The sequence below is a fragment of the Peribacillus sp. NPDC097198 genome (genome assembly GCF_044762055.1).
GTDB lineage: Bacteria > Bacillota > Bacilli > Bacillales > DSM-1321 > Peribacillus.
In genome coordinates, this window is record NZ_JBIWDO010000011.1 from 1 (window position 1) to 22,317 (window position 22,317).

The 22,317-nt window shown below is 38.9% G+C and carries 23 protein-coding genes; 3 read left to right on the top strand and 20 right to left on the bottom strand.

The annotated features are described in order from the left end of the window. The first annotated feature begins 8 nt into the window (after positions 1-8). Complete coding sequence (locus ACIQXQ_RS17025; RefSeq protein ID WP_402959203.1) at positions 9-110, top strand: DUF3898 domain-containing protein; 102 nt, start codon at positions 9-11, stop codon at positions 108-110. Between the two features lie 418 nt (positions 111-528). Further along, positions 529-774 (top strand): hypothetical protein, encoded by a 246-nt coding sequence (locus tag ACIQXQ_RS17030; protein ID WP_402872779.1) that lies wholly within the window; start codon positions 529-531, stop codon positions 772-774. 490 nt (positions 775-1,264) lie between these two features. Here ACIQXQ_RS17030 and ACIQXQ_RS17035 read toward each other — a convergent pair whose 3' ends face one another. After that, positions 1,265-1,513: a hypothetical protein gene (locus tag ACIQXQ_RS17035; RefSeq protein WP_402959074.1), complete on the bottom strand. Its 249-nt coding sequence runs from the start codon at positions 1,511-1,513 to the stop codon at positions 1,265-1,267. A gap of 223 nt (positions 1,514-1,736) precedes the next feature. On the opposite strand from ACIQXQ_RS17035, the gene ACIQXQ_RS17040 reads away from it, so the two are divergent. Continuing rightward, a complete protein-coding gene (locus tag ACIQXQ_RS17040; RefSeq protein WP_402959076.1) occupies positions 1,737-2,147 on the top strand; it encodes a hypothetical protein in 411 nt (136 codons plus the stop codon). A 709-nt stretch (positions 2,148-2,856) separates the two neighbouring features. Here ACIQXQ_RS17040 and ACIQXQ_RS17045 read toward each other — a convergent pair. The 19 genes from ACIQXQ_RS17045 to ACIQXQ_RS17135 form a co-directional block, all read right to left on the bottom strand. After that, on the bottom strand, positions 2,857-3,144 hold the full coding sequence (locus ACIQXQ_RS17045; protein ID WP_402872776.1) for a hypothetical protein: 288 nt from the start codon (positions 3,142-3,144) through the stop codon (positions 2,857-2,859). Positions 3,145-3,349: 205 nt separating this feature from the next. Beyond that, positions 3,350-3,898 (bottom strand): hypothetical protein, encoded by a 549-nt coding sequence (locus tag ACIQXQ_RS17050; RefSeq protein ID WP_402959078.1) that lies wholly within the window; start codon positions 3,896-3,898, stop codon positions 3,350-3,352. Positions 3,899-4,404: 506 nt separating this feature from the next. After that, positions 4,405-5,256: a methyl-accepting chemotaxis protein gene (locus ACIQXQ_RS17055; RefSeq protein WP_402959080.1), complete on the bottom strand. Its 852-nt coding sequence runs from the start codon at positions 5,254-5,256 to the stop codon at positions 4,405-4,407. 157 nt (positions 5,257-5,413) lie between these two features. After that, on the bottom strand, positions 5,414-5,689 hold the full coding sequence (locus tag ACIQXQ_RS17060; protein ID WP_402959082.1) for a hypothetical protein: 276 nt from the start codon (positions 5,687-5,689) through the stop codon (positions 5,414-5,416). Between the two features lie 653 nt (positions 5,690-6,342). After that, positions 6,343-7,173: an ammonia-dependent NAD(+) synthetase gene (gene nadE, locus ACIQXQ_RS17065; protein WP_402959084.1), complete on the bottom strand. Its 831-nt coding sequence runs from the start codon at positions 7,171-7,173 to the stop codon at positions 6,343-6,345. Positions 7,174-7,202: 29 nt separating this feature from the next. Beyond that, entirely contained in the window at positions 7,203-8,672 is a 1,470-nt protein-coding gene (locus ACIQXQ_RS17070) for a nicotinate phosphoribosyltransferase (protein WP_402872768.1), read from the bottom strand. A gap of 49 nt (positions 8,673-8,721) precedes the next feature. After that, complete coding sequence (locus ACIQXQ_RS17075; RefSeq protein ID WP_402959086.1) at positions 8,722-9,276, bottom strand: cysteine hydrolase family protein; 555 nt, start codon at positions 9,274-9,276, stop codon at positions 8,722-8,724. Between the two features lie 13 nt (positions 9,277-9,289). Further along, positions 9,290-10,054 carry an NUDIX domain-containing protein gene (locus tag ACIQXQ_RS17080; RefSeq protein ID WP_402959088.1) on the bottom strand — a complete coding sequence of 255 codons (765 nt, stop codon included), beginning with the start codon at positions 10,052-10,054 and terminating at the stop codon, positions 9,290-9,292. 238 nt (positions 10,055-10,292) lie between these two features. Further along, on the bottom strand, positions 10,293-12,038 hold the full coding sequence (locus ACIQXQ_RS17085; RefSeq protein ID WP_402959090.1) for a methyl-accepting chemotaxis protein: 1,746 nt from the start codon (positions 12,036-12,038) through the stop codon (positions 10,293-10,295). Positions 12,039-12,349: 311 nt separating this feature from the next. Then, complete coding sequence (locus ACIQXQ_RS17090; RefSeq protein WP_402959092.1) at positions 12,350-13,879, bottom strand: acyl-CoA carboxylase subunit beta; 1,530 nt, start codon at positions 13,877-13,879, stop codon at positions 12,350-12,352. A 23-nt stretch (positions 13,880-13,902) separates the two neighbouring features. Next, a complete protein-coding gene (locus ACIQXQ_RS17095; protein WP_402959094.1) occupies positions 13,903-14,685 on the bottom strand; it encodes an enoyl-CoA hydratase in 783 nt (260 codons plus the stop codon). Between the two features lie 19 nt (positions 14,686-14,704). Continuing rightward, positions 14,705-15,604, bottom strand: a complete 900-nt coding sequence (locus ACIQXQ_RS17100) for a hydroxymethylglutaryl-CoA lyase (protein ID WP_402959096.1) — start codon at positions 15,602-15,604, stop codon at positions 14,705-14,707. A gap of 17 nt (positions 15,605-15,621) precedes the next feature. Continuing rightward, complete coding sequence (locus ACIQXQ_RS17105) at positions 15,622-15,834, bottom strand: acetyl-CoA carboxylase biotin carboxyl carrier protein subunit (RefSeq protein WP_402872747.1); 213 nt, start codon at positions 15,832-15,834, stop codon at positions 15,622-15,624. A 57-nt stretch (positions 15,835-15,891) separates the two neighbouring features. Further along, positions 15,892-17,241, bottom strand: a complete 1,350-nt coding sequence (locus tag ACIQXQ_RS17110; protein WP_402959098.1) for an acetyl-CoA carboxylase biotin carboxylase subunit — start codon at positions 17,239-17,241, stop codon at positions 15,892-15,894. Positions 17,242-17,253: 12 nt separating this feature from the next. Next, entirely contained in the window at positions 17,254-18,900 is a 1,647-nt protein-coding gene (locus tag ACIQXQ_RS17115; RefSeq protein WP_402959100.1) for an AMP-binding protein, read from the bottom strand. Between the two features lie 101 nt (positions 18,901-19,001). After that, the gene (locus ACIQXQ_RS17120; RefSeq protein WP_402872737.1) at positions 19,002-20,144 is read right to left on the bottom strand and encodes an acyl-CoA dehydrogenase; all 1,143 of its coding nucleotides are present in this window, start codon (positions 20,142-20,144) and stop codon (positions 19,002-19,004) included. Positions 20,145-20,209: 65 nt separating this feature from the next. Then, a complete protein-coding gene (locus ACIQXQ_RS17125; protein WP_402872735.1) occupies positions 20,210-20,887 on the bottom strand; it encodes a TetR/AcrR family transcriptional regulator in 678 nt (225 codons plus the stop codon). 145 nt (positions 20,888-21,032) lie between these two features. Beyond that, entirely contained in the window at positions 21,033-21,491 is a 459-nt protein-coding gene (locus ACIQXQ_RS17130; protein ID WP_402872733.1) for a staygreen family protein, read from the bottom strand. Positions 21,492-21,561: 70 nt separating this feature from the next. After that, positions 21,562-22,314: a hypothetical protein gene (locus tag ACIQXQ_RS17135; RefSeq protein WP_402959102.1), complete on the bottom strand. Its 753-nt coding sequence runs from the start codon at positions 22,312-22,314 to the stop codon at positions 21,562-21,564. Between the last annotated feature and the right edge of the window lie 3 nt (positions 22,315-22,317).

Here is a 22,317-nt window from a genome sequence, read left to right on the forward strand (position 1 = left end):
CCGACACGATTCAGTTCGATAAAGGCGTTTCACCGATTGAATTCCATAGGCCAGATGATTTAATGGAGATTGTGGAGCGGATTAGTAAGAAGAGTGTTGGAGAGTATTGAGGGGGTTTTATATAGAGTTTGAAATTTTGGTTTCCTAACGCCAACAGTATGAATATAACTATAATTTCTCGCATTTTTGCGACCGCAATTGTTATCACAAAAAGTAAAAATTAAGGATTTATGGCTTATATTTTAAAGGATTTCATTTTATAAAATATCATTCTAGCCACTCCGCTAAAAAAGCAGAGTGGTTTTTATCTATAGAATTTCTATTTTAAACGAATCTTTTGGATCCTCCACGGTTTGATTTCAACCTGACTATTGGCCTTCTTTGGAAACTATACTATCAGAGATTGATAACTGTCCATTCAAGGCTAACTCCCCCCTTTGATTGTAGAAGAGACCAATAATAATTTGCATTGCCATCCAATGCTTACCAACATATAATAGAAGTAATACAGTTTAAGGGGGAATATAAATGAGTGAAAGTAGAGATCCAATTGATACTACGCTGGCTTCTCATTTAAACATGCGACTCACTCGTTTAGCCAAAGAAAGGGATATCCAGATGGAGAAATTGCTGGATAAGTCTGTGGAATTACTACTTGAATATATGGAAGATCATGAAAACCTTAACGATCATATTAAATTAAATAATGTGGAAGCCATCAATAAAAATAGGGAAATTATCCTTCAAAGCAGGCAATTATTAAAGGATAAATAATACAAATAAAAGCACAATACCCGTAGGTAAGGTGCTTTTTTCTTCACTACAAAATTTTAGCTCCTTCGCAAAAAATCTTACAAAATAGTCTTTTTTAATCCAAGTAAAAAGGCAGTCCAAGAACTGCCCTAAAAAATATTCATTCACCTAATGATGAAATGATATTAGTAGTAATAACAACTTTTTTTATTCTTTTTACAAGAACAAGGTCTTTTTGGAACCCAGACTGAATAAGGGTCATTCTCCTCATAGCATTTTTTCACAAAGCAGCAATTTGTACTCATAACTATCTCCTCCTTACTAAATTATATGCATGTACTTATCGGAGTGTGTGGACAAGTTGCTTATATAATTAGTGAGAAATGGTGACAAGAGTACATATTGATGTCTGTTTCTTAGGCGTACAAGACAATCACCTAAATAAAGAATGGCTTTATATCACCCTTGCAGGAGAAATCCTTGAATATGAGAAGGTCACAATATTTTCTGCTCAGTTAAATTCACCTTTATTATACCGATTAATCAAATTATCCCTAACAAATTCTCTACTGGAAGGTGTTAGCTTTGACCTTTCTGGATGGATCAAATCTCCAAATGGTCTCTCCCGAACAAACTTGATTTCTCCTTCAAACTCCACTTGTGCATCCGCATCATATCCTACCACTTTCACGAAACAAGTGTTATGTCCCGTTTTTATAAAATCGATTACATTTAAAATATGTTGGTTTTCACGATTCATATTTCTTCCCCCAAAGCTTGGTTGTTATTTGTAAAATATACATATCAAAACGGTTCGTCCTGCCCATATTTAAGATATTACACCTTCCCTCTATTTAAGCAATGATAAAATAAATTGAATTTGGTAATCCTATTAAAATCTGTTTGATGTACCCTTTTTATATCCTTAATCCTTCTCTATGAAATTACAACCTGCTATAATTTAGAAATTGGAGGTGCACTATTTGAAGGAAATTATTCTGGTTTTAACCGAGATCATCAATAACATTCATGATTTCATCCTGATATTTGTAAGTGATACACTAAACTTAAATGCTACGGATAAAGATCTACACTTTTGGATAATGGGCATTATAGGGATTATCATATTCATCTTTGTGCTAGTTTTATCTAACATCATTTCAAGACTAAGATTTGGCATTACCATACTCTCTTTCATTTATACATTCACCGTCATGGTGGTATTGGTTTTTGCAATTGAAATACAACAGGCGTTAACTAGTAGAGGAAATATGGAATTTCAAGATGCTGCCATAGGTCTCTGGGGTTTCATCGTCTTTTTCTTAATTTTCGTTGTTCTATCATTTTTATACTTATTCATTAAAAGAATTTTGAAACAGACTAAAAAAAGATAACAAGATACAAGCCTGAATATATCTCCACCACAATGAGAAAACGTGCACGCTAGAAAGCGCGTTTTTTCATTTTTTCCTTTCTTCTACAATAACTTCCTATCAAATTACATCCGTTTCATCGTCTTATCTATGTAACATCTTGTCGCCCCCCTATTTTATTAATGTATATATAATCACTAGCCACCAGAAGAATGATATTAGTAGATACTTAGCGATATTATTCAAAAGTTTGAAAATGAATTTCATTTATTACTCCCCAAACCTTATTAATTATCTATCTACTATTATGTATGTAAAATGCAAGTAAATAGTTTGTACAAATATGTTAATTGGACTTGCCAATGTAATCATTCTGGATGAATGTTGGGTACGTTCGAATCGATAAATATGTATGAAATGTAAGTTTTAATTCAGTTTCCTCCATGGAACATTTAATTATCTACTAAATTTTAACTTAGATGTGTGGATCCCCTATGCTATAAAACATCTTATTACCTCTTGTATTTTTATTATGTATTCTATCGAGGACTATTTTGGAAGATATTATACGATTTTATTAACTAATTATTCTTGGTTCATAGGGACACGCTGGTGTAGAACCTATCATAAATAATAATTTGAAAAACCCCGGCTAACTAGTGAAAATTACTGTTAGCATAAGAAAAAGCCACCGCTATGGTGACTTAATTTATCCTAGGAATATCATTACTTAACTTGCAATAAACCCTCTATCTTTTAAAATCGTTTCAGAAAGATCATCCACAGCTACGTATCCTTTTTCTAATAACTCATTCAAATAAATTTTATTATAAATAAACATGAATATAAGACCAGTAAAACCGAAGGTAAAAGATGCAGCTAAAAATATGATAATCCCCCATTTCCAATCTCCTCTAAAAAGAGGAGGTAAAAAACTAAAGAAAAATACTGTCCAGCTAAAACCCACTTTCACTGTTTTAACCATATTCGTTTCTGGATGCTTTAAATTAACTTTCACTTATCTCACCTTTTCTATTATATTATTACTCCCGTACACATGGCTTTTCTACCAGTTTACTAATACATCATTCTCATTACAGTTACCTATTATACCATTTGAAAACGGTTTTGGAAGAAATAACATAAATCTTTTGGACTATTATTTATAACTTGAAACGTATTTGGATATCTTCGGTTGATTCGTTGTAAAGTTAGATAAGCGTTCAATTAAATGCTTCATTTATTAATAGATTTATTTTGCTTATATTACCTAAAACCATATCATTGCTATAAATCCTTATCCCGACATCTGAGAGTAAGTAAATCGTTGCGTTTGGATCTAAATCAGTATTGTTTTTAAGTTTATAATTATCCTCCATATTGTACGAAATAATCTTATGAAGATGCATCTGTTGACAATCACACACTAACCCGTAACATCCATTGGTAATACAAAAAAGTATATAAGGCATCAATAACTTTAAATCCCTATTACTTTGTACTTGGAAAACTTTCAAGCTTATATTTTCTATATCATTTACATGAACCAGCTTGGATAGTTTTAAGTGTTCAAAATCTTCATAAAAACCCATGCCATCATTCATTACAATAAAGAAAGGGAAGTTCACAGTATTCAATAGAAAAGTATAGGTTAAACCATTATTTGAATCATCTCTAAAAAAGTATATAAGATCTATTGGAGGATTATAGATCCTATCCAATACTTCATCCTTTTCTATGGATTCACTCACTTCGTAATCAAATGTACGCATTTTTCTCCCTCCTTTATCTTACCATCTAGAAAGCGGTTAGGAACTTTTCGTTAGGGGGCGACTGCTATAGAATTAGGATATTGGGTGTGGCTTTCCCTATTGCCCCTCTAAATAATTGTATTTTATGTTCCTCATGAATAGCCTTAATTTCCACCTTTACATCATCATTTGGAATGAAACAAATCATACACTTCACTAAATCATAATACGTACTATAGGGACTCCCAGCTTTTCGAGTCAGTCAACGGATTTATACCTTAACTCTTAGACTATTGGTGCTTGTCCTATTTGGTGATTTTTCCTTATTTTGAATTAAAGCAGTCAATTTTTTCATGTATCGTTTCCATATGTAAACACTCAATTTCATTATGAAGCGCTTCAATAGAGCCTATATCGTTCAACAACCTGTGGTTTTTTCTGCAGAAAATAGACAAAAAACTGCAGCGCCAATTGTTAAATGGATGTCTATCAATTGGATACAGTTCAATGCAGTGATTTTTATTTTATCATTTTCCCTTTAACATATCCTGTGCCATTTCTGCCAAATAACTTGCATGAGAACTGATGTCCATCATGGTTGCTGAAATTTCTTCTGTTACCGCCGATTGATTTTCTGTTTCTTCGTTTATGGACGTAATGGAGGTACTTAGGGTTTTAATCAGATCTTCAATATTGTTGACGGATTTCTTTATTACCTCTGTATGACTTCTGGAATTACCCGCCAATTTTCTGATTTCATTTGCAACTACAGAAAACCCTCGCCCAAACTCTCCAGCCCTGGCTGCTTCGATTGAGGCATTCAAACCTAGAATATTGCTAAGATCAGAGACTTCCCTTACCATCTTAGACACTTTCTCGATTTCACTAACACTTTGCAAAACAGAACTCGATTGATTGGAAATATGCTGCATGCTCTCGGATAAAACAATAGTGCTGGCAGCAAGCTCTTCAATTGTCCCGGTTACTTGTTCAACTGCTTTTGATAATTTAGAAGCAATTCCAAACAATGCATGATATTGCTCCATACTTGCACCAAGTCCAACCCCGCCAATCACCTGTCTCTTTTCATCAAAAAGAGGGATTGCACTTGCAATAATCGGGACACCGAAAACTCCTTCTGGTACAAAAACTCTTACAGTTCTTCCAGTTCTAATGGCTTCCGTAATAGCATCATTTTTTTGAAGTGGATAGCCCGGCTCAATACCAAGGGAAAAAGTCTTGCCCGGTACACTTAACAAAAACTTTTCCGTATCGCATACTCCAATTGTGATGTCTTCAGGCATTAACTCGTTAAGGAGTGGAGCAATTGATGCAAAAGCTTCCAACTTCGGTTGTATAGAATAAAGACCCATTTTCATCGTTGCACACCTTTCAATTATAAGTTAAATATGAGTCTTTTTTGAATAATATAAAATTAATATAAATTTGTTACTCAGTATAAAAGAACCCCTGTTTTTTATCGACCAAAACCAATATGTATTTATGATAGCAGTAAAAGTTTAAATTTTCCGACCATTAGAAACTTATATTCACACAAACCTTACCTAAATAAAACCTATCCTTATGGAGTAAGGTTCTATTTTCAAATCCTTGAATATCACATATAAAGTTTGTTTGGCCTCTCTTGATGTTAGATACCCATAACTTTATCGCTTTTTTTAATAATCCTCTATTTATCGCCCATAAACGAGCATCTATGCCTTCACTATTAACCGTCCAATTTACATTACCTTTCGGATTCACATTTATAACCGGATAATTATTCCCATACGTATCCCCATTCTGTGACAACGGCTCCTCGTCGTCTTCTGGATGTGGCTCTATGGCTAAAATATTCCTTACTCTGAGTTAGGTTAATATAAAACCCTTTATTCTTTAAAACTTACATATCCAGCACTTCATCGGTATAGAAGTATTTATAAGTTGTATCACACTCAGTTTTTAGTTATACGCGAACCATTTTCGACATAGGTGCTTGAACACTCCTTGCTTTTCTTTGTTTTACTTTTATTATATTAAAAGGAATCAATCAGCTTTTAAACAATCGACTCTTAAAACTACCTTTTTGATATTTTACTTAATAAATATATACCGTATATAATTGCAGGTATAGCTATTATCCGGAGAACTATGTCCAATATTCCAAAAATCGCATACAAAGGGGAAACATTTACATCCATACTCATTTTACCATCGCTCCTTGTTCTAACGTTGTTCTATAGTACCATTACGGAGTTTAAAAATGCTTTAAGTTAATAAATAGATATTTTATACTATAAAATGATCAATGAATCCTGTTCCTTATATGTAAAGTTTTTATCTTCATCATATTACTCTTCAGTAATCCCTATTGAACCAAAAAAACCGCACACTCTTAGTTAAAAGAGTTGTACGGTTTTTTTGGTTCTGTATTGAGTCATTATTCAGTATGGCTACATTTAATATCACTTCCACCATTTATCATACACATTAATGGCTTCATTTCTTTTATGTTCCGTTTTTGTATACCAGCCTTCAATGATTTCGGCCGCTTCCGTCCTGATCTCTTTACCTTCTAAGTAGTCGTCAATTTCATCATAACTTACCCCTAAGGCAACTTCATCAGGAATCAATGGTTTATCATCTTCTAAATCGGCTGTTGGAATTTTCATATATAGTCGTTCAGGTGCTCCCACGAATTTAAGGATTTCTTTGCCCTGTCTTTTATTCAAACGGTAAAGAGGAATGATATCAGCCGCACCATCTCCATGTTTGGTAAAGAATCCCGTGATGGCTTCTGCTGCATGATCTGTACCGAGGACTACACCTTTATACAGTCCTGCTAAATCATATTGGACCTTCATTCTCTCGCGTGCCTTTGCATTGCCTCTTAGGAAGTGTGTCAATTTTTTTCCTGTCGCTTCCTCTACTGCACGTACAGATGCGTCAACCGCGCCCTTAATGTTGACGGTTACGGTCATGCTTGGCTTGATAAATTTCAGAGCTAGCTGCCTATCTTCTTCGTCAGCCTGGGTACCGTAGGGGAGGCTGACAGCGATAAATGTATACTCGGTGGTCTTCAACTCTTGATTCAATTCATTGATCGCTACTTGGGCCATGTAGCCAGCTATGGTTGAGTCCTGACCACCTGAAATTCCAAGGACGAAACTTTTTAGAAATGTATTCTTCTTCAAATAGTTCTTTAGAAGATCGACGCTCTTCCGGAATTCAATTTCTGGATTGATCGTTGGTTGAACAAGTAATTTTTCTATGATTTCTTTTTGTAATGGACGCACTGTATAACCCCTCTTCCCAAATAGATTCGTTATTTTGTAAGCTTTCTATCCACATTGGCTTTCACTTCATCTATATTTCTCATTTTATTATCCCAACATTCCTGGCTCAGGTCGACGGGGTATTCTTCCGGATTTAAGGCCCTTAAGTATTCCGGCCACAATACTTGAATGTTTCTTAACGTAAAAGCTTTAATTTCATCAATCGATGGCAATTCGTACGTTAATGTACCATTTACAAAAATGTCTTCGTGCAGGTCAATTGCATCGAAATCTGTGACAAATTTACTTAAGAAAGTGTGCACGGGATGAAACATTTTTAGTTTTTCCTGTTCCTGTGGCTTTTCAAATTCCATCGCCAAGTAATCACCCTCTGCATGGTGGTTGACCTTATTGATGATCCGATAGATCCGTTTAAGACCAGGTGTCGTTACCTTTTCAGGGTTGGAAGAAATTTTGATGGTATCTCTCATATTCCCGTTTTCATCTTCTATTGAAACCATTTTATAAACGGCACCCAATGCAGGTTGGTCAAAAGCGGTGATCAATTTTGTACCGATACCCCAAATATCAATCCGCGCTCCTTGTTGCTTCAGGTTGATAATCGTATATTCATCCAAATCATTCGATGCTACAACTTTTGCATCTGGGAAACCAGCTGAATCAAGCATGCGTCGTGCTTCTTTTGAAAGGTAAGCTAGATCCCCGCTATCAAGACGGACTCCGATGAAATTAATTTTGTCACCCAATTCTTTAGCAACGCGGATGGCATTTGGTATGCCTGAACGCAATGTATCATAGGTATCGACCAAGAACACACAGTCTTTATGAGAGCTTGCGTATTTATGAAATGCAGTGTATTCGTCTTTATAAGCTTGGATCATAGAATGTGCATGTGTGCCTGATACCGGTATTCCGAACAGCTTTCCTGCACGGACGTTGCTTGTTGAATCAAACCCGGCGATATAGGCAGCACGTGCTCCCCAAATGGCTGCGTCCATTTCTTGTGCCCGGCGTGATCCGAATTCAAGTGCAGACTCATCGCCAATAACCTGCTTAATTCGTGAAGCTTTCGTAGCAACGAGTGTGTGATAGTTCACAATGTTCAGCAACGCCGTTTCAATGAGTTGTGCTTCACCAAGAGGTGCCTCTACACGTAATATCGGTTCGTTGGCAAATACAAGCTCGCCTTCCTTCATGCAACGTATCGTCCCAGTAAATGAAATATTCTGCAAATAATTCAAAAAGTCCTCTTCGTAATGCAATTCTTTTTTCAGGTATTCAATATCGCTTTCTGAAAAGCTAAAGTTCTGAAGATAATGGACAATCTTTTCTAGTCCCGCAAAAATTGCATACCCACTATTGAAAGGAAGCTTTCTAAAAAAAATTTCAAATACTGCCTTTCTGTTATGGGCATTATCCTCCCAATATGTTTGAGCCATATTGATTTGGTATAGATCAGTGTGTAGCGCGTAGCTATCGTCATTATATTTGTTTTCCATGATAGTTCCTCCCAAAAGAGAAGCGGTACCTCCCTTTTTTTCTGTGACGTTACTTTATGATCGTTGCGCCTAAGACCCCTTCGAAATGGGTAAGTGCCCAATCGTGTCCTGCCTGATTAAATGAAGCGATTGCATTTTCATAAATGAAAATATTATAACCTAAATTGTAAGCGTCCATGGCTGTGTGAAGAATGCATATATCACTGCATACTCCGACTAGGTATACATCTGAAATATCCCGCTCCCTGAGTTTGATATGCAGGTCCGTGCCTGCAAAGGCCGAATAACGTGTCTTATCCATATAATGTACATTTATTAGATTTTTATTGATTTCATATTCATCTTTAAGCTTTCCATATAAATCTCTACCCATTGTACCCCGAATATTATGAGGGGGAAACAAATCCGCTTCAGGATGATAACCGTCTCCTTTTTCATGAAGATCTATCGCAAAAACTGTATAATCGCCTTGTCTAATAAACTCTTTTGTAATACTGACAAGTGCATCTTCTATCTCCTGACCAGGCTTACCACAAGTCAATGCACCATGATCGGCTACAAAGTCATTCGTATAATCGATATTAATCAATGCTTTTTTACCCATTTTTCATTCCTCCTCAATAATAAATCGAGTCCGTGACTATCTCAGCATTAAATCGGTAAAGTTGTGAGGGACGAAATGAATTACGTTTCGTTTTCTTCTGTAATCCCTTTTCATCCAAAACCTTTTCCAAGAATGGGAGCTTTGGAGCTTTAGAAAAAAACAATGAATCCGCGCTGATTTTTGCATCATCCCGTACTGTCAATAGAACTCGTTGTAGCTCCGAAAGCGTAAATTCATCCGGCAAGAAGTTTTTTGCAATGGTCGTTTGCATCATTTCTTTTTTCAGTAGTTCAATCGCTTCATTAATGATTTTATAATGATCAAAAGCCAAATCCAGTTGTAAGACTTCCTTAATCGTAAATAAGTCGACCTCTGCGGCATCATCGTTGGCCTTCCTTTGATGGAGAAATTTCTCCTGAACAATTGCATAAAAAGCATTTGAGATGATCCACCCTCTCGGATCACGGCCCGGTTGGTCATACATACCAAAATGTTTCACTTGAAGTCCTGAGACTCCAGTTTCTTCATTTAACTCCCTTTCTGCGGCTTCATAGGCCGTTTCATTAGCATTTACAAAGCCACCGGGCAAGGCCCATTTATTGCCTTCAACATTTGGATTTCCTTCCTTATCTGTAGCCGCTCGTTTAATTAATAGTAGTTTCAAGAACATTTCAGGTGGTGCTTTTTTCTCAGTTTTTTTAGCCGTTATCGTAAAGATAGCAATGTCTGCAGTGTATCCATCTGGAGTGATATATTTCTTTTTACCTTGCTGAACCATGGCAGCTCTCACTTTCTTTCTTTTAAATAAATGGATGAGTAATTAGTAAATCCTTAATTACTAATTATAATACTCTCGTTTTCAGTTTTTTGCAACATTTAACATTTAATTATTTCCAATTTTAAGGATAATTATTTTTATTGATTCTAAAAAGTTGACTCGTAGCTTTACAGTAGTAAAATTGTTGACATACAAGAAAGAGACTGTCTCATTTAAGGTACAGTCTCTTATTGAATTCTTAAACTGAGTATTGATTACTCATTTCTTCTAAATCTTCAGAAGCAACGGCCAAATTGGAAACTAACTGTTTCATCTCTCCAGTCATTGCGTTAATTTCTTGAGCAGATGCTGATACTTCCTCGATACCAGCAGCATTTTCCTCAGATATGGCCGCAACTTCTTCAATGGACCCTTTCATTTTTTCTTCTTTATTTGTCAACAGGATTAACTGTTTTGCCATGGAATGAACCAATACATTCATAGTGGACAATTCCGTAGAAATATCATCGAAGGTTTCACCTGTCTTATGAAGGTTTCCTCTTCCCTCATCCACTTTCTCTAAGCCTGATGTAAGGATTTCCACCATGTTTTTTGAGTTATTATTAACGTTACTGACTATTGTAGAGATGCCGTTTACAGAATCAGAAACTTGTTCTGCAAGTTTCCTTACTTCATCCGCTACCACCGCAAAACCTTTCCCCTGCTCTCCTGCTCGAGCCGCTTCAATCGCTGCATTTAAAGCGAGTAGATTCGTTTGATCAGCTATATTGCTAATGAGCGTGACAAGCGTGGTTACTTCTTTATTTTGCGATTCCAAAGTTTTCACCTGATTCACTGACTCCGAGACAATATTATAGATTTCCTGCATTTTCTCAATTGATGAGCTCATTAATTTCATGCCAGTCTGTGAATCATTAATTACTACCTCTGTTGACTGGGTAATTTCTTGACCTTGCTTATTGGTTGCGGCAATGATTTCGGAAAACTCTCTCATATCCACCGAAAGTGTAGAGGCTAAGTTAGCTTGGGACTCTGCGCCAACCGCCATTTCATCCATCGTGACGGACACTTGAGTTGTCCCTTCATTTACTTCATTAGAGGAATTATTCAATTTACTACTCTGCTCGTGTAATGATGATGATAGACCATGCATTTTTCTTATCATTCCAGATAAAGTCTCCGTCATTTTTTCAAAAGACGTATAGAGTAGTCCTATTTCATCAGTAGATTGTATTCTATTTTCCCGCGTTAATGTCGAGGCCTCTTCAAGCTGCCCCTTCGTAATAGCATTTGCAATATCCGAAAGTCGCTTTAGAGGATTAAGCTTCTTACCAAGATAATAGTAGACGATTCCCAGTATGAGTACAGTAAAAATAATCGAAATTGCAATGACAATCGGTAAAAGGCTGGATAGTACGCCATTTTTAATCGATTTAATAGTTTCGGCCTCCGTATCGACACCGAGAATGCCTATGACCTTTCCTTCTTTGTCTTTAATGGGGGCGAAAGATGACATATAGTTTCCGTACTTTTCATCTTTAATGATATCTGTACTCAACGTTTCCCCGGATAGTACTGGCAATAAATCTGTAACGGATATAGATGTTACCGCTTCCCCTATGGTGGAAGATTCTTCGGAAAGTAGCCCATCAATCAGTAATTGAACCTGATTATTTTTAATAGCATATGTATATACATATAGAACACCAGACTTAATTCGAAAATCATTTAATTGATTTTTAATTTGAGTGTATGTGTCGTTGACTTGGGGCTCATCAAGAAACTTCTGGTAGAGGACTGGATCGATATTTGAAGCTACCCTAGTTGCGTCTTGTATACCTGTTTCCTTAAAGGTTTGTTCAATCGATTTGGAAGAATCATAATATAATGTTACCAGATTGAATAGTAACAAACATGCTATTAAAACAAATAACAACTTAATTAGCGATGTTTTTATAGATTTACCTTGAAATATATTAATCAAGATGTTTCACCTCATTATATGATTTAAGAACAGTAGGATGAGTACGTCTTATACCTATTTATCGTCTCTGTGAAAATTATATGAAGATTATTGAATAGATTTTCAGATTGGAAAATAATAGAAGCGAAGGAACCGGGCTGAAGGGTACTGTACGATGTTATATTCGTTAAAAACGAATATATAGTAAAGCGAGGTATTTCCAAGACATAGGAATACCCCCACTTATCAAGCTAGTAGTGGAGGTATTCTCACATCACATTTTAATGAGCATTACCACTATTAATAAAGGTGCTTTTATTAATAGTGATTAATTAAACCGGATACACCCCGTGTTTCCGATCAGTAAATGTTAGCTGTTTACTACTATATGCTTCAAAACGATTACTTAATTCATCACGCAAATCATTAGGCTGGATGATTGCGTCGACAATCATCTCGGAAGCCAAACGATAGATATCGATATCTTTATTATATTCTTCTCGTTTTTGTTGAATAAAAGCAGGCCGTTCTTCTGCTTCCAATGCGTTAATTTTATTCGCGTAGACTGCATTAACAGCAGCTTCCGCACCCATAACGGCAATTAATGCGGTCGGTAAAGCTAATACACAATCCGGTTCGAAAGCGGGACCGGCCATTGCATACAATCCGGCTCCATAAGCTTTTCGGACCACTACAGAAATCTTTGGTACTGTAGCTTCACTCATGGCAGAAATCATTTTTGCGCCGTGTCGAATGATGCCCGCTTGTTCCACCTTGGTACCAATCATGAAACCTGGAATATCCGTAAGAAACAGTAGCGGGATATGGAACGCATCACATAAGTTAATGAACTTGGCTGCCTTATCAGCCGAATCATGGAATAATACCCCCCCTTTGACTCGTGGCTGGTTAGCGATGATTCCGATTGATTGACCATTCAATCGGGCGAGACCTGTAATCAATTCAGGTGCGAATAACTTCTTAATTTCACAAAATGAATCACGGTCTATGATCCTGTCGATTAAGTCATACATATTGAATGGTGCATTCTGATTTTTCGGAATCAAGTCTTCAATCGTTTTTTCAAAATCAGCAGGCAATTCTGATTGGCACGCTTTTGGCTTTTGTTGATAATTCCCTGGAAAATAACTTAAGTACCGACGGGCAAAGGCAATCGATTCTTGTTCTGACTGTACCAGAACATCGCCACAACCTGAAACGGAACAATGCATTTTTGCTCCTCCCATTTCCTCCTCGGTCACTTTTTCTCCGATGACCATTTCAGCCATTCTCGGTGAACCTAAGTACATCGACGCATTTCCTTCAACCATGACAACAATATCGCAAAAAGCTGGAATATATGCCCCACCAGCGGCTGAAGGTCCGAATAGGAGGCAAATCTGTGGTACTTTACCGGACAGTTTGACTTGATTATAAAAGATCCGCCCAGCCCCACGGCGTCCTGGGAACATTTCGACTTGATCCGTGATACGGGCACCTGCTGAATCGACTAAATACAGAAGGGGTACCTGTAACTTATCGGCCGTCTCTTGAATACGGATGATTTTTTCAACCGTTCTTGCTCCCCATGAACCGGCTTTCACAGTTGAATCATTGGCCATGACACAGACCGTCTGACCATTGATTTTTCCAATTCCTGTGACCACTCCATCTGCCGGAAGGCCCTCACTCGTACAATTGGCAAAAAAGGCATCCTCAATATCTATTCCATCGTCAAATAACAGCTCTAATCTTTCACGGACGAACAGCTTTCCTTTTTCCGCATTTTTTTGATGATATTTCTCCAAACCGCCCTTACTTATTTTTTCAACCTGTTCACTTAGTTTATCGGTTGTTACCATTTATCTTCCTCCTTCAACTGAAGTTACTGACCAGTAAATATCGGTTTGCGTTTTTCCTTGAAGGCCGTCAGACCCTCCAATCGGTCATCGGTTCGTAGCGTTGTTTGATAACAGTCCTGTTCGATTTGCAGCCCCGTCTTTAAATCTGTTTCTACTCCCTGGTTGATCGACATTTTTGCAGCTCGCAGGGCCAAAGGAGCGTTGACAGCGATTTCCTTCGCCAGTGTTCTTGCTGCTTCAAGCAAGATCTCGGAATCGACCACCTGGCTGATGATTCTCATCTGTTTTGCTGTTTCGGCGTCCAGTCTCCTTGCCGTATAAATCAGTTCTTTAGCTGTCGCTATGCCAACAATCCTAGGGAGACGCTGGGTTCCCCCGCCCCCCGGAATAATGCCAAGTGAGGTTTCTGTTAGTCCCATTTTTGCTGTCCTTGATGCAATACGCATATCACACGCTAGAGCTAACTCAAGACCTCCACCAAAAGCGGATCCATTAATCGCAGCGATGACAGGAACCGGAAGACTTTCAACTGCCGTTATCGTGTCACCGATCAGTTTAAGCGTTTCCTTGACTTCCGAATCATTCATCCCAGCCCGTTCCTTTAAATCTGCGCCTGCGCAAAAAGCCTTATTTCCAGCCCCTGTTAAAATCACTGTCCTAAGATTGGACAGCATTTTCAATTCATTCAGAGTTTCATATAAATTATGAAGAAGTTCCCTGGATAACGCATTGGCTGCATCCGGCCTATTCAATGTCACAATGGCTATTCCATTTTCCTCATGGCTAACCTTTACATTCGATAACATTACTTCACCTCTCGTGCGTTTATTGTGCGTTGTAGATGGCCATCTGATGGCTAGGTAAAGGCTTTTCCAAACAGGATTGCATCATGGAGGCTGACTGGATCAGTTTTTTGGAGTCGATTCCCGTGTCGATTCCCATATTATGAAGCATGTGAGCTAGATCATCTGTAGCCACATTTCCACTCGCACCCGGTGCATATGGACATCCCCCAAGTCCTCCTAGCGCCGAGTCGAACGTGTCAATTCCATAGTCCAAAGATTTGAGGACATTGGCAAGGGCCATCCCCCTAGTATCATGGAAATGGAGGGCCAGACTGTCCTTGTCATACCGTTTCACCGCTTGCTCTAGGAAAACATCCACTTGTCTGGGAGACGCGACGCCAATCGTATCTCCTAGTGATAGCTCATTGATCCCATACTCGAATAATTGATCGCATACCCTGAATATCTGATTGATATCAATTGGTCCTTCATAAGGGCACCCAAACACAGTGGAAACATACCCTCTTACCGTCTTTCCTGAATCTTTTGCTACATCAATGACTTCCTTTAGAACAGGGAATGTGTCAGAGATTGTTTTATTAATATTCTTCAGATTATGGGTTTCACTGGCTGACATGAAAACCGATATTTCATCCATATTCGCTTCAAGGGCAGACTCTAACCCCTTTCGGTTCGGAACGAGGGCCGCATATGTGATAGTTGGATTTCGCTTAATTCCTTTACCCACCTCCAAGGCATCCCCCAATTGAGGAATCCATTTTGGATGAACAAAAGATGTCGCTTCTATATAAGTAAGACCGGTTTCGGAAAGTTGATCGATCCACTCTATTTTTCTTTGGGTCGGGATAATGACCTTCTCATTCTGAAGTCCATCCCTAGGGCCTACTTCCTTAATAGTTACGCTTTCAGGCCATTTCATCCTATCCCTCCGTCCCTTTATTCAATGACGGCCAAAACATCGCCTTCATTCACAAAATCTCCCTCATTTACTTTAAGTTCTTTGAGTGTGCCCCCCTTTTCTACTGATATGGGAATTTCCATTTTCATAGATTCCAAAATGATGATATCCTGTCCGTCAGCAACACTTTGTCCCTCACCTGCTACGATTTTCCAAACGCTTCCTGCCATGCTCGCTTTTAATTCTCCCATTTTGATTCCTCCTGTTTTCTTAATGAAAGGTATAAGACCCAGTAGGTCTCACCCAACTTATACCGTGATTTTTTTAATATACTTATTGATGAAATCCGTCGTCGTATCCCCTTTATGGAAAGCCTTATGTTCAATGATTTCCTTGAGCAACGGAAGATTCGTTTTAATTCCTTCTACTTTATATAAATTCAATGCTTCTTTTAATCTATCGATTGCAATCTCACGAGAAGCTCCGCTAACCACCAACTTGGCGATCATCGGGTCATAAAAGTGGGAAACGACCGAGTTATCCTGAACCGCAAGCTCATGACGGATCCCTTCGCCTTCAGGTAAGGACAAACCGGTCATTGTTCCTGGTGCTGGATAGAAGGTCTTAGGGTCTTCTGCATAAATCCTCACTTCTATGGCATGCCCCTGTCTTTTAACATCCTCTTGTGTAAAAGAGAGTTTTTCTCCGTTGGCGATTTTGATTTGCTGTTCCACAAGATCGAGACCCGTAATTTCCTCCGTGACCGGGTGCTCCACCTGAAGTCGTGTATTCATTTCAAGGAAATAGAATTTCTTGTTGGCATCAACTAAAAATTCCAATGTACCAGCATTGTGATAACCGATGCTCTTTACAGCTTTTATAGCCGCTTCACCCATTTTCTTTCTTGTTTCCTCATCCAGAAAAGAAGATGGGGCCTCTTCCACGACCTTTTGATGACGTCTTTGAACCGAACACTCCCGCTCCCATAAATAAACGGCATTCCCAAGTTTGTCAGCCAGCACTTGAATCTCGATATGACGCGGTTTTTCAATTAATTTTTCAATGAACATATCCCCATTACCAAAAAATAACTGAGCCCTTTTTTGATTGCTTTCGAATGCTTTCGAGAGATCTTCCTCGTTAGTAATCATCTGCATACCGATACCCCCGCCTCCAGCTGACGCTTTCAGCATAATAGGATAACCAATCTTTTCGGCAACAGCTGCTGCCTCAGCACTATCGATTAATGGGCGCGAAAAACCTGGGACTAACGGGACCCCCGCTTGTTCCATCTTTTTTCTGGCTTCTACTTTATTGCCCATCTGTTGAATGACATCTGGATTGGGACCGATGAAAATCAGACCTGCTGCTTCGCATGAGCGTGCAAAATCTGCATTTTCGCTAAGAAATCCATAACCAGGATGTATGGCATCAACCTTAGCCTCTTTAGCAATTTCTAAGATTTTTGGGACATTCAAATAGCTTTCCTGAACGCGGGATCCTCCTAAAAGATAAGCTTCATCTGCATATGAAACATATGGAGATTCGGAATCAGCTTCTGAATAGACGGCAACAGTCCCTATACCCAATTCCTTACAAGTACGAATGACACGCGAAGCAATTTCACCTCTGTTTGCAATAAGAACCTTTTTAATCATCCCATTACCTCCTTATTTAGTCCGTTCCGCTAATAAATCGAGAGTCTGCTCCCGTAACTTATACTTTTGGATTTTTCCGGATGCAGTCATTGGATAGACATCCGTAAAATGAATGTAACGCGGGATCTTATGATGAGAAATTTTCCCTTTACAGAATGCTCTCAGTTCCTCTGCTGTCAGGCTTTCTCCTTCTTTCAAGATGATCCAGGCCGTTACCTCTTCTCCATATTTCTTATCGGGAATGCCCAAGACCTGCACATCGACTATTAAAGGGTGCTGATAAAGAAACTCTTCTATTTCCCGGGGATAAATATTTTCGCCCCCACGAATTATCATATCTTTCAGGCGACCGGTTATCTTGCAGTACCCGTTTTCATCCATTACAGCTAAATCTCCGGTATGAAGCCAACCTTCCGGATCAATGGCCTCCTTCGTTGCTTCTGGGTTTTTGTAATACCCCTTCATGACATGATAACCTCTTGAACAAAGTTCACCCTGTTGGCCCCGCTCTAGTTCCTCTCCGGTAGCTGGATTTATGATTTTCACTTCCACATTCGGCAACGCCCGACCGACGGAAGAAACACGAAGTTCAATGGGATCATCTGTACGGGTCATCGTAATTCCTGGTGACGATTCCGTTTGACCATACGTGATCGTGATTTCTGAAATCCCCATCTTATTCACTACAAGTTTCATGACTTCAATCGGACAAGTGGAACCGGCCATGATTCCCGTCCGCAATGACCGCAAATCATACTGATCGAAGTCATCAAGGTTCAACTCCGCGATGAACATCGTCGGTACCCCGTGAAGCGCAGTACATTTTTCTGCTTCCACGGTTTGAAGTACGGTGCGTGGATTGAATTCAATAACAGGCACCATCGTAGCCCCAACAGTAACGGAAGCCATCGTCCCAAGGGAACATCCAAAACAGTGGAACATCGGGACCGGGATACAGAGCCGATCTTCGTTTGTGAGTTTCATGCAAGACGCAGTATTCAACCCATTATTGACCAGATTTGAATGGGTCAACATGACCCCCTTGGGGAATCCCGTCGTGCCCGATGTATATTGCATGTTGATTACATCTTCCGGCTTCAGGTCCTTCATCCGATTATCGAGCATTTCCTCCGAAATCTGATCACTTCCACTTAGGACATCGTCCCAGGAAAAAGTACCGGGATAACGAATGTCACTCAGCATGATGATATTTTTTAACTTTGGTAGTTTCTCAGATTTCAATTTACCAGGCTCCGCAGTCTTTAGTTCAGGAAGAATCTCATAAAGTGTCTCGATATAGGAGTGATCCCTATATTTATCCATCAAAATGATTGTTGTCGCATCCGATTGTCGGAGGAGGTACTCCAGTTCACTCGTCCGATAATTCGTATTGACCGTGACGAGCACCCCACCCATCTTGGCGGTTGAAAATTGGGAAACGACCCATTCAGGCTTATTGGTAGCCCAAATGGCAATATGTTCACCTTTCTCAATACCAAGTGATATAAAACCGCGCGCTGCCTGACGACAAACCTTTTCGAATTCACTATAGGTATATCGTAAACCTAGTTCATGATATACCACCGCTTCATTACTCCCGTATTCAGTAGCGGTCTTTTCAAGCAGTTTGCCAATCGTAATATCTTGCAGATCTGACATCAAACTCCTCCTATCAAATAAAGGTAAGATGAACGCTTTTTATTAAAAGTGATAAAATCTGCAGGACTCCTCTAAGAACCTAGTTTCAGCTTCCCCAAAGATCAGCAACCCAATTGTCTAGCTATTACCATTCTTTGAATCTCGGAAGTACCTTCCCCAATCTCTAGCAGCTTGGCATCTCTTAAGTAGCGCTCCACTTCATATTCACGCATGTACCCTGATCCTCCGTGGATTTGAATCGCTTGATTGCTCGTACGGAATGAGGTTTCACTAGCAAAAAGCTTGGCAAATGCCGCTTCTTTCGCAAATGGCTTTTTATTATCCTTTAGCCACGCAGCTTTATAGACCATATTTCTCGCCAATTCTATTTCCATTGCCATATCAGCCAGTTTGAACTGAATCGCTTGGAAGTTGGAAATCGTTTTACCGAACTGAACACGTTCTTTTGAAAACGCCAAAGCCCTGTCGAACGCCGCCTGTGCTATTCCGACTGCTAATGCAGCGATGGAAATCCTTCCTCCATCCAAGGTAAATAAGAATTGTTTGAATCCCTTTTCCGGATCACCCAACAGATTCTTTTTTGGCACCCGTACATTATCAAGAATGATTTCACATGTATTAGAAGCTCGCACTCCCATTTTTTCGTAATTACTATTTATCGTTAATCCCGGTGTATCTGTTGGGACGATGAAAGCCGAGATGATATTTTTCCCCCTGCTATCTTTCCCTGAAACGGCTGTAACTGTGATGGTCCTTGAATAGCTTGCGTTCGTTATCCAGGTCTTCTCGCCATTGATTACATATTCATCACCTTCCACTACAGCCGTCGTTCTCGTACCACCCGCATCGGAACCTGCATTCGGTTCAGTCAAACCAAATGCTGCAAGTGTCTCACCAGTGGTGATCGGGATTAGGTATTTTTGCTTTTGCTCCTCGGTACCAAAGTAATAAATTGGGCTCGCCCCTAGCGAAACGGCCGCAGCATAGCTTAATCCTGTCCCTCCACAAGCTTTACCAATTTCTTCAACAGCAATCGCATAGGAAATCGTGTCACCGCCTGAACCCCCGTATTCCTCCGGGAATGGAATACCAAGTAACCCGAGTTTCCCCATCTTTTTGAAAACGTCTTCTGCAAACATGGACTTCGCATCCAGTTCTATAGCAATTGGTTTAATCTCTTTTTCTGCGAATTCCCTTACCATTTCCTTGATCATTTGCTGCTCTTTCGTAAGTGAGAAATCCATTTATTCATTCCCCTTTCATAGTGAGACCAACTAGTCGGTCTGTATCGAATGTAAACGCTTTAACTTTAATCGATATCCATTTGATTCTTTAGTAAATAAGGTTGGATGCTTGCATCATTTTTGAATTCTTCCGTTAATAGGCTCTTTAAAATTAAATCGACATAGATTCGTCCGATTTCTTCGATTGTCTTTCCGCCGTCCCGTTTATACCATTTATAGGTCCAGTTCACCATGCCTAGGATGGACATCCCGGTAATTTCCACCGGTAACTCGCTACGGAATTCTCCCTTTTCAATTCCTTCTTGAATAACGGAGAATACAATTTCTTTATACTGGTGACGTTTTTTTTTGATTGCTTCTACATAAGGTGGTTTAAGGTATATGCTTTCTTGATAGAAAACCGAAATATGTGGTTTATAGAGGTCAAACACTTTAACAAACGATAGGATGATCTTTTGCATTTTTGCTGAAGGGTGTATGTTATCTGAGGTGGCTTCCTGTGCTTTCGTTAAAACATAGGATATAAAGCAATCATGAATGACAAATAAGAGCTCATCTTTAGAGGAAAAATGGTGATAAAACCCCCCCTTGCTCGTTCCGCATTCTTTCACGATTTCGTTCACAGAAACTCCGTGGTATCCATTTTGTTCAAAAAGGTTCAGTGATGTTTCAATGATTTTATCTTTTAACTCCGTAAGGCCATCACTCCTTATGTATCCGCTTACATAAAATCCATTAAACAAAAACTTGTTTGTTCAGAAGTGGATTTAATTAGATTTTACCAAATATTATCAGTTTGTCAATTTTTTAATATATAATCGTGGATGATTCGAATCTATACATTGAATCCCCCACTTAACTCATGAAAAGTGATAAGTGGGGAACAATTCAATTGATCCAATAGCATCGAGGTGTGTCGTAAAAGATACGCTGATTGAATTCGGGGAAACCGGATTGAAATTGAACATGAATCGGGCAATCAATCAACCATGGGAAAAAGCAATAAAATTCTTTATCTCCATTAATTATCGCCGTAATAGCTAAATCCAGGTTTTGCTGAAAAATTGTATATCGGGCTTTTGCCTGATCATACTCATTTTCCAAACCATCTACAAACACATTGACCGTTAAGAGATATTGACCAAGAGATGCATCCCAATTAGCCAACACTTCATCTCTTTTTTTTGCATCCAAGGCAGAACACTCATATTGCGTACCGATGGTAAGGTATAGATCACCTGTTTCATCAGAATGAGTCAGTGTATATTTCCTTCCGTCTACAGGGAGACATGGGGTCGTGGGTGGCATAAACTTAACCGTTAATTTTTCCGGATGAAATTCTGGCATCCCTTCATACTCCTTTTGAAAAATACAGGTTTACCTTATACTATGACAGTCGCCCATCCCTGGTGAATATCTACTTTTTCTTGACGGGTTTCACCACTGTTTTCATCAATTTCCACCCATTATTATATGACCAAACCGATTTGATTTCTAACAATGGATCTCTCCCATCCATTCCCATTATATATTGGACACCCGATAATCCCTTCCCTTTTCCAAAGATAGTCTTTGGTTTCAAAGAAGTGTATGAATGAACCAATAACTCCGTCGACTCATTTAACATGCCATCCTGATAAATCCCCAACTCTTCATACTCTCTCTTCCTTGAACTGACATCTACAATCACAGGCTTTTTCCCTTCAATTTTGAATTCCGCTTTGTACCCATCGAGAAATTGGGCGGTGATTGGAACGGACGGCGGAACATCCAAATCCTTGGCCTTTCCATCTTTGAATGTATAAGCATAACACTTTAGTGTACGCTCTATCCCTTCCGTCAGGACAGTAACAAGCACATCTTGTGTCCCATCTTTATTCAAATCGACCAGTGAAAGTTCCGGCTTATACCCGGCTTCGAGTGGGACACTGATTGAGTTGCGATTACTTTCTACTCGCAACTCGATTTCTTTAAGGAACTTGCTACCTTTGTCGAAAGGTGTGCCTTGGACCTGGATTATGTCAATTTTTTTATCCCCCGTAACATCCCTTTTCGAAGAGATATAGGTCCCATTCTCTGGGAAATTTTTATCATGTGCTTCGACCGCTTGATAGCTTAAAAAGATTGAAAGTACTAAAACCGAGTATTTTAGTAATTTTAACTTTTTCATGGC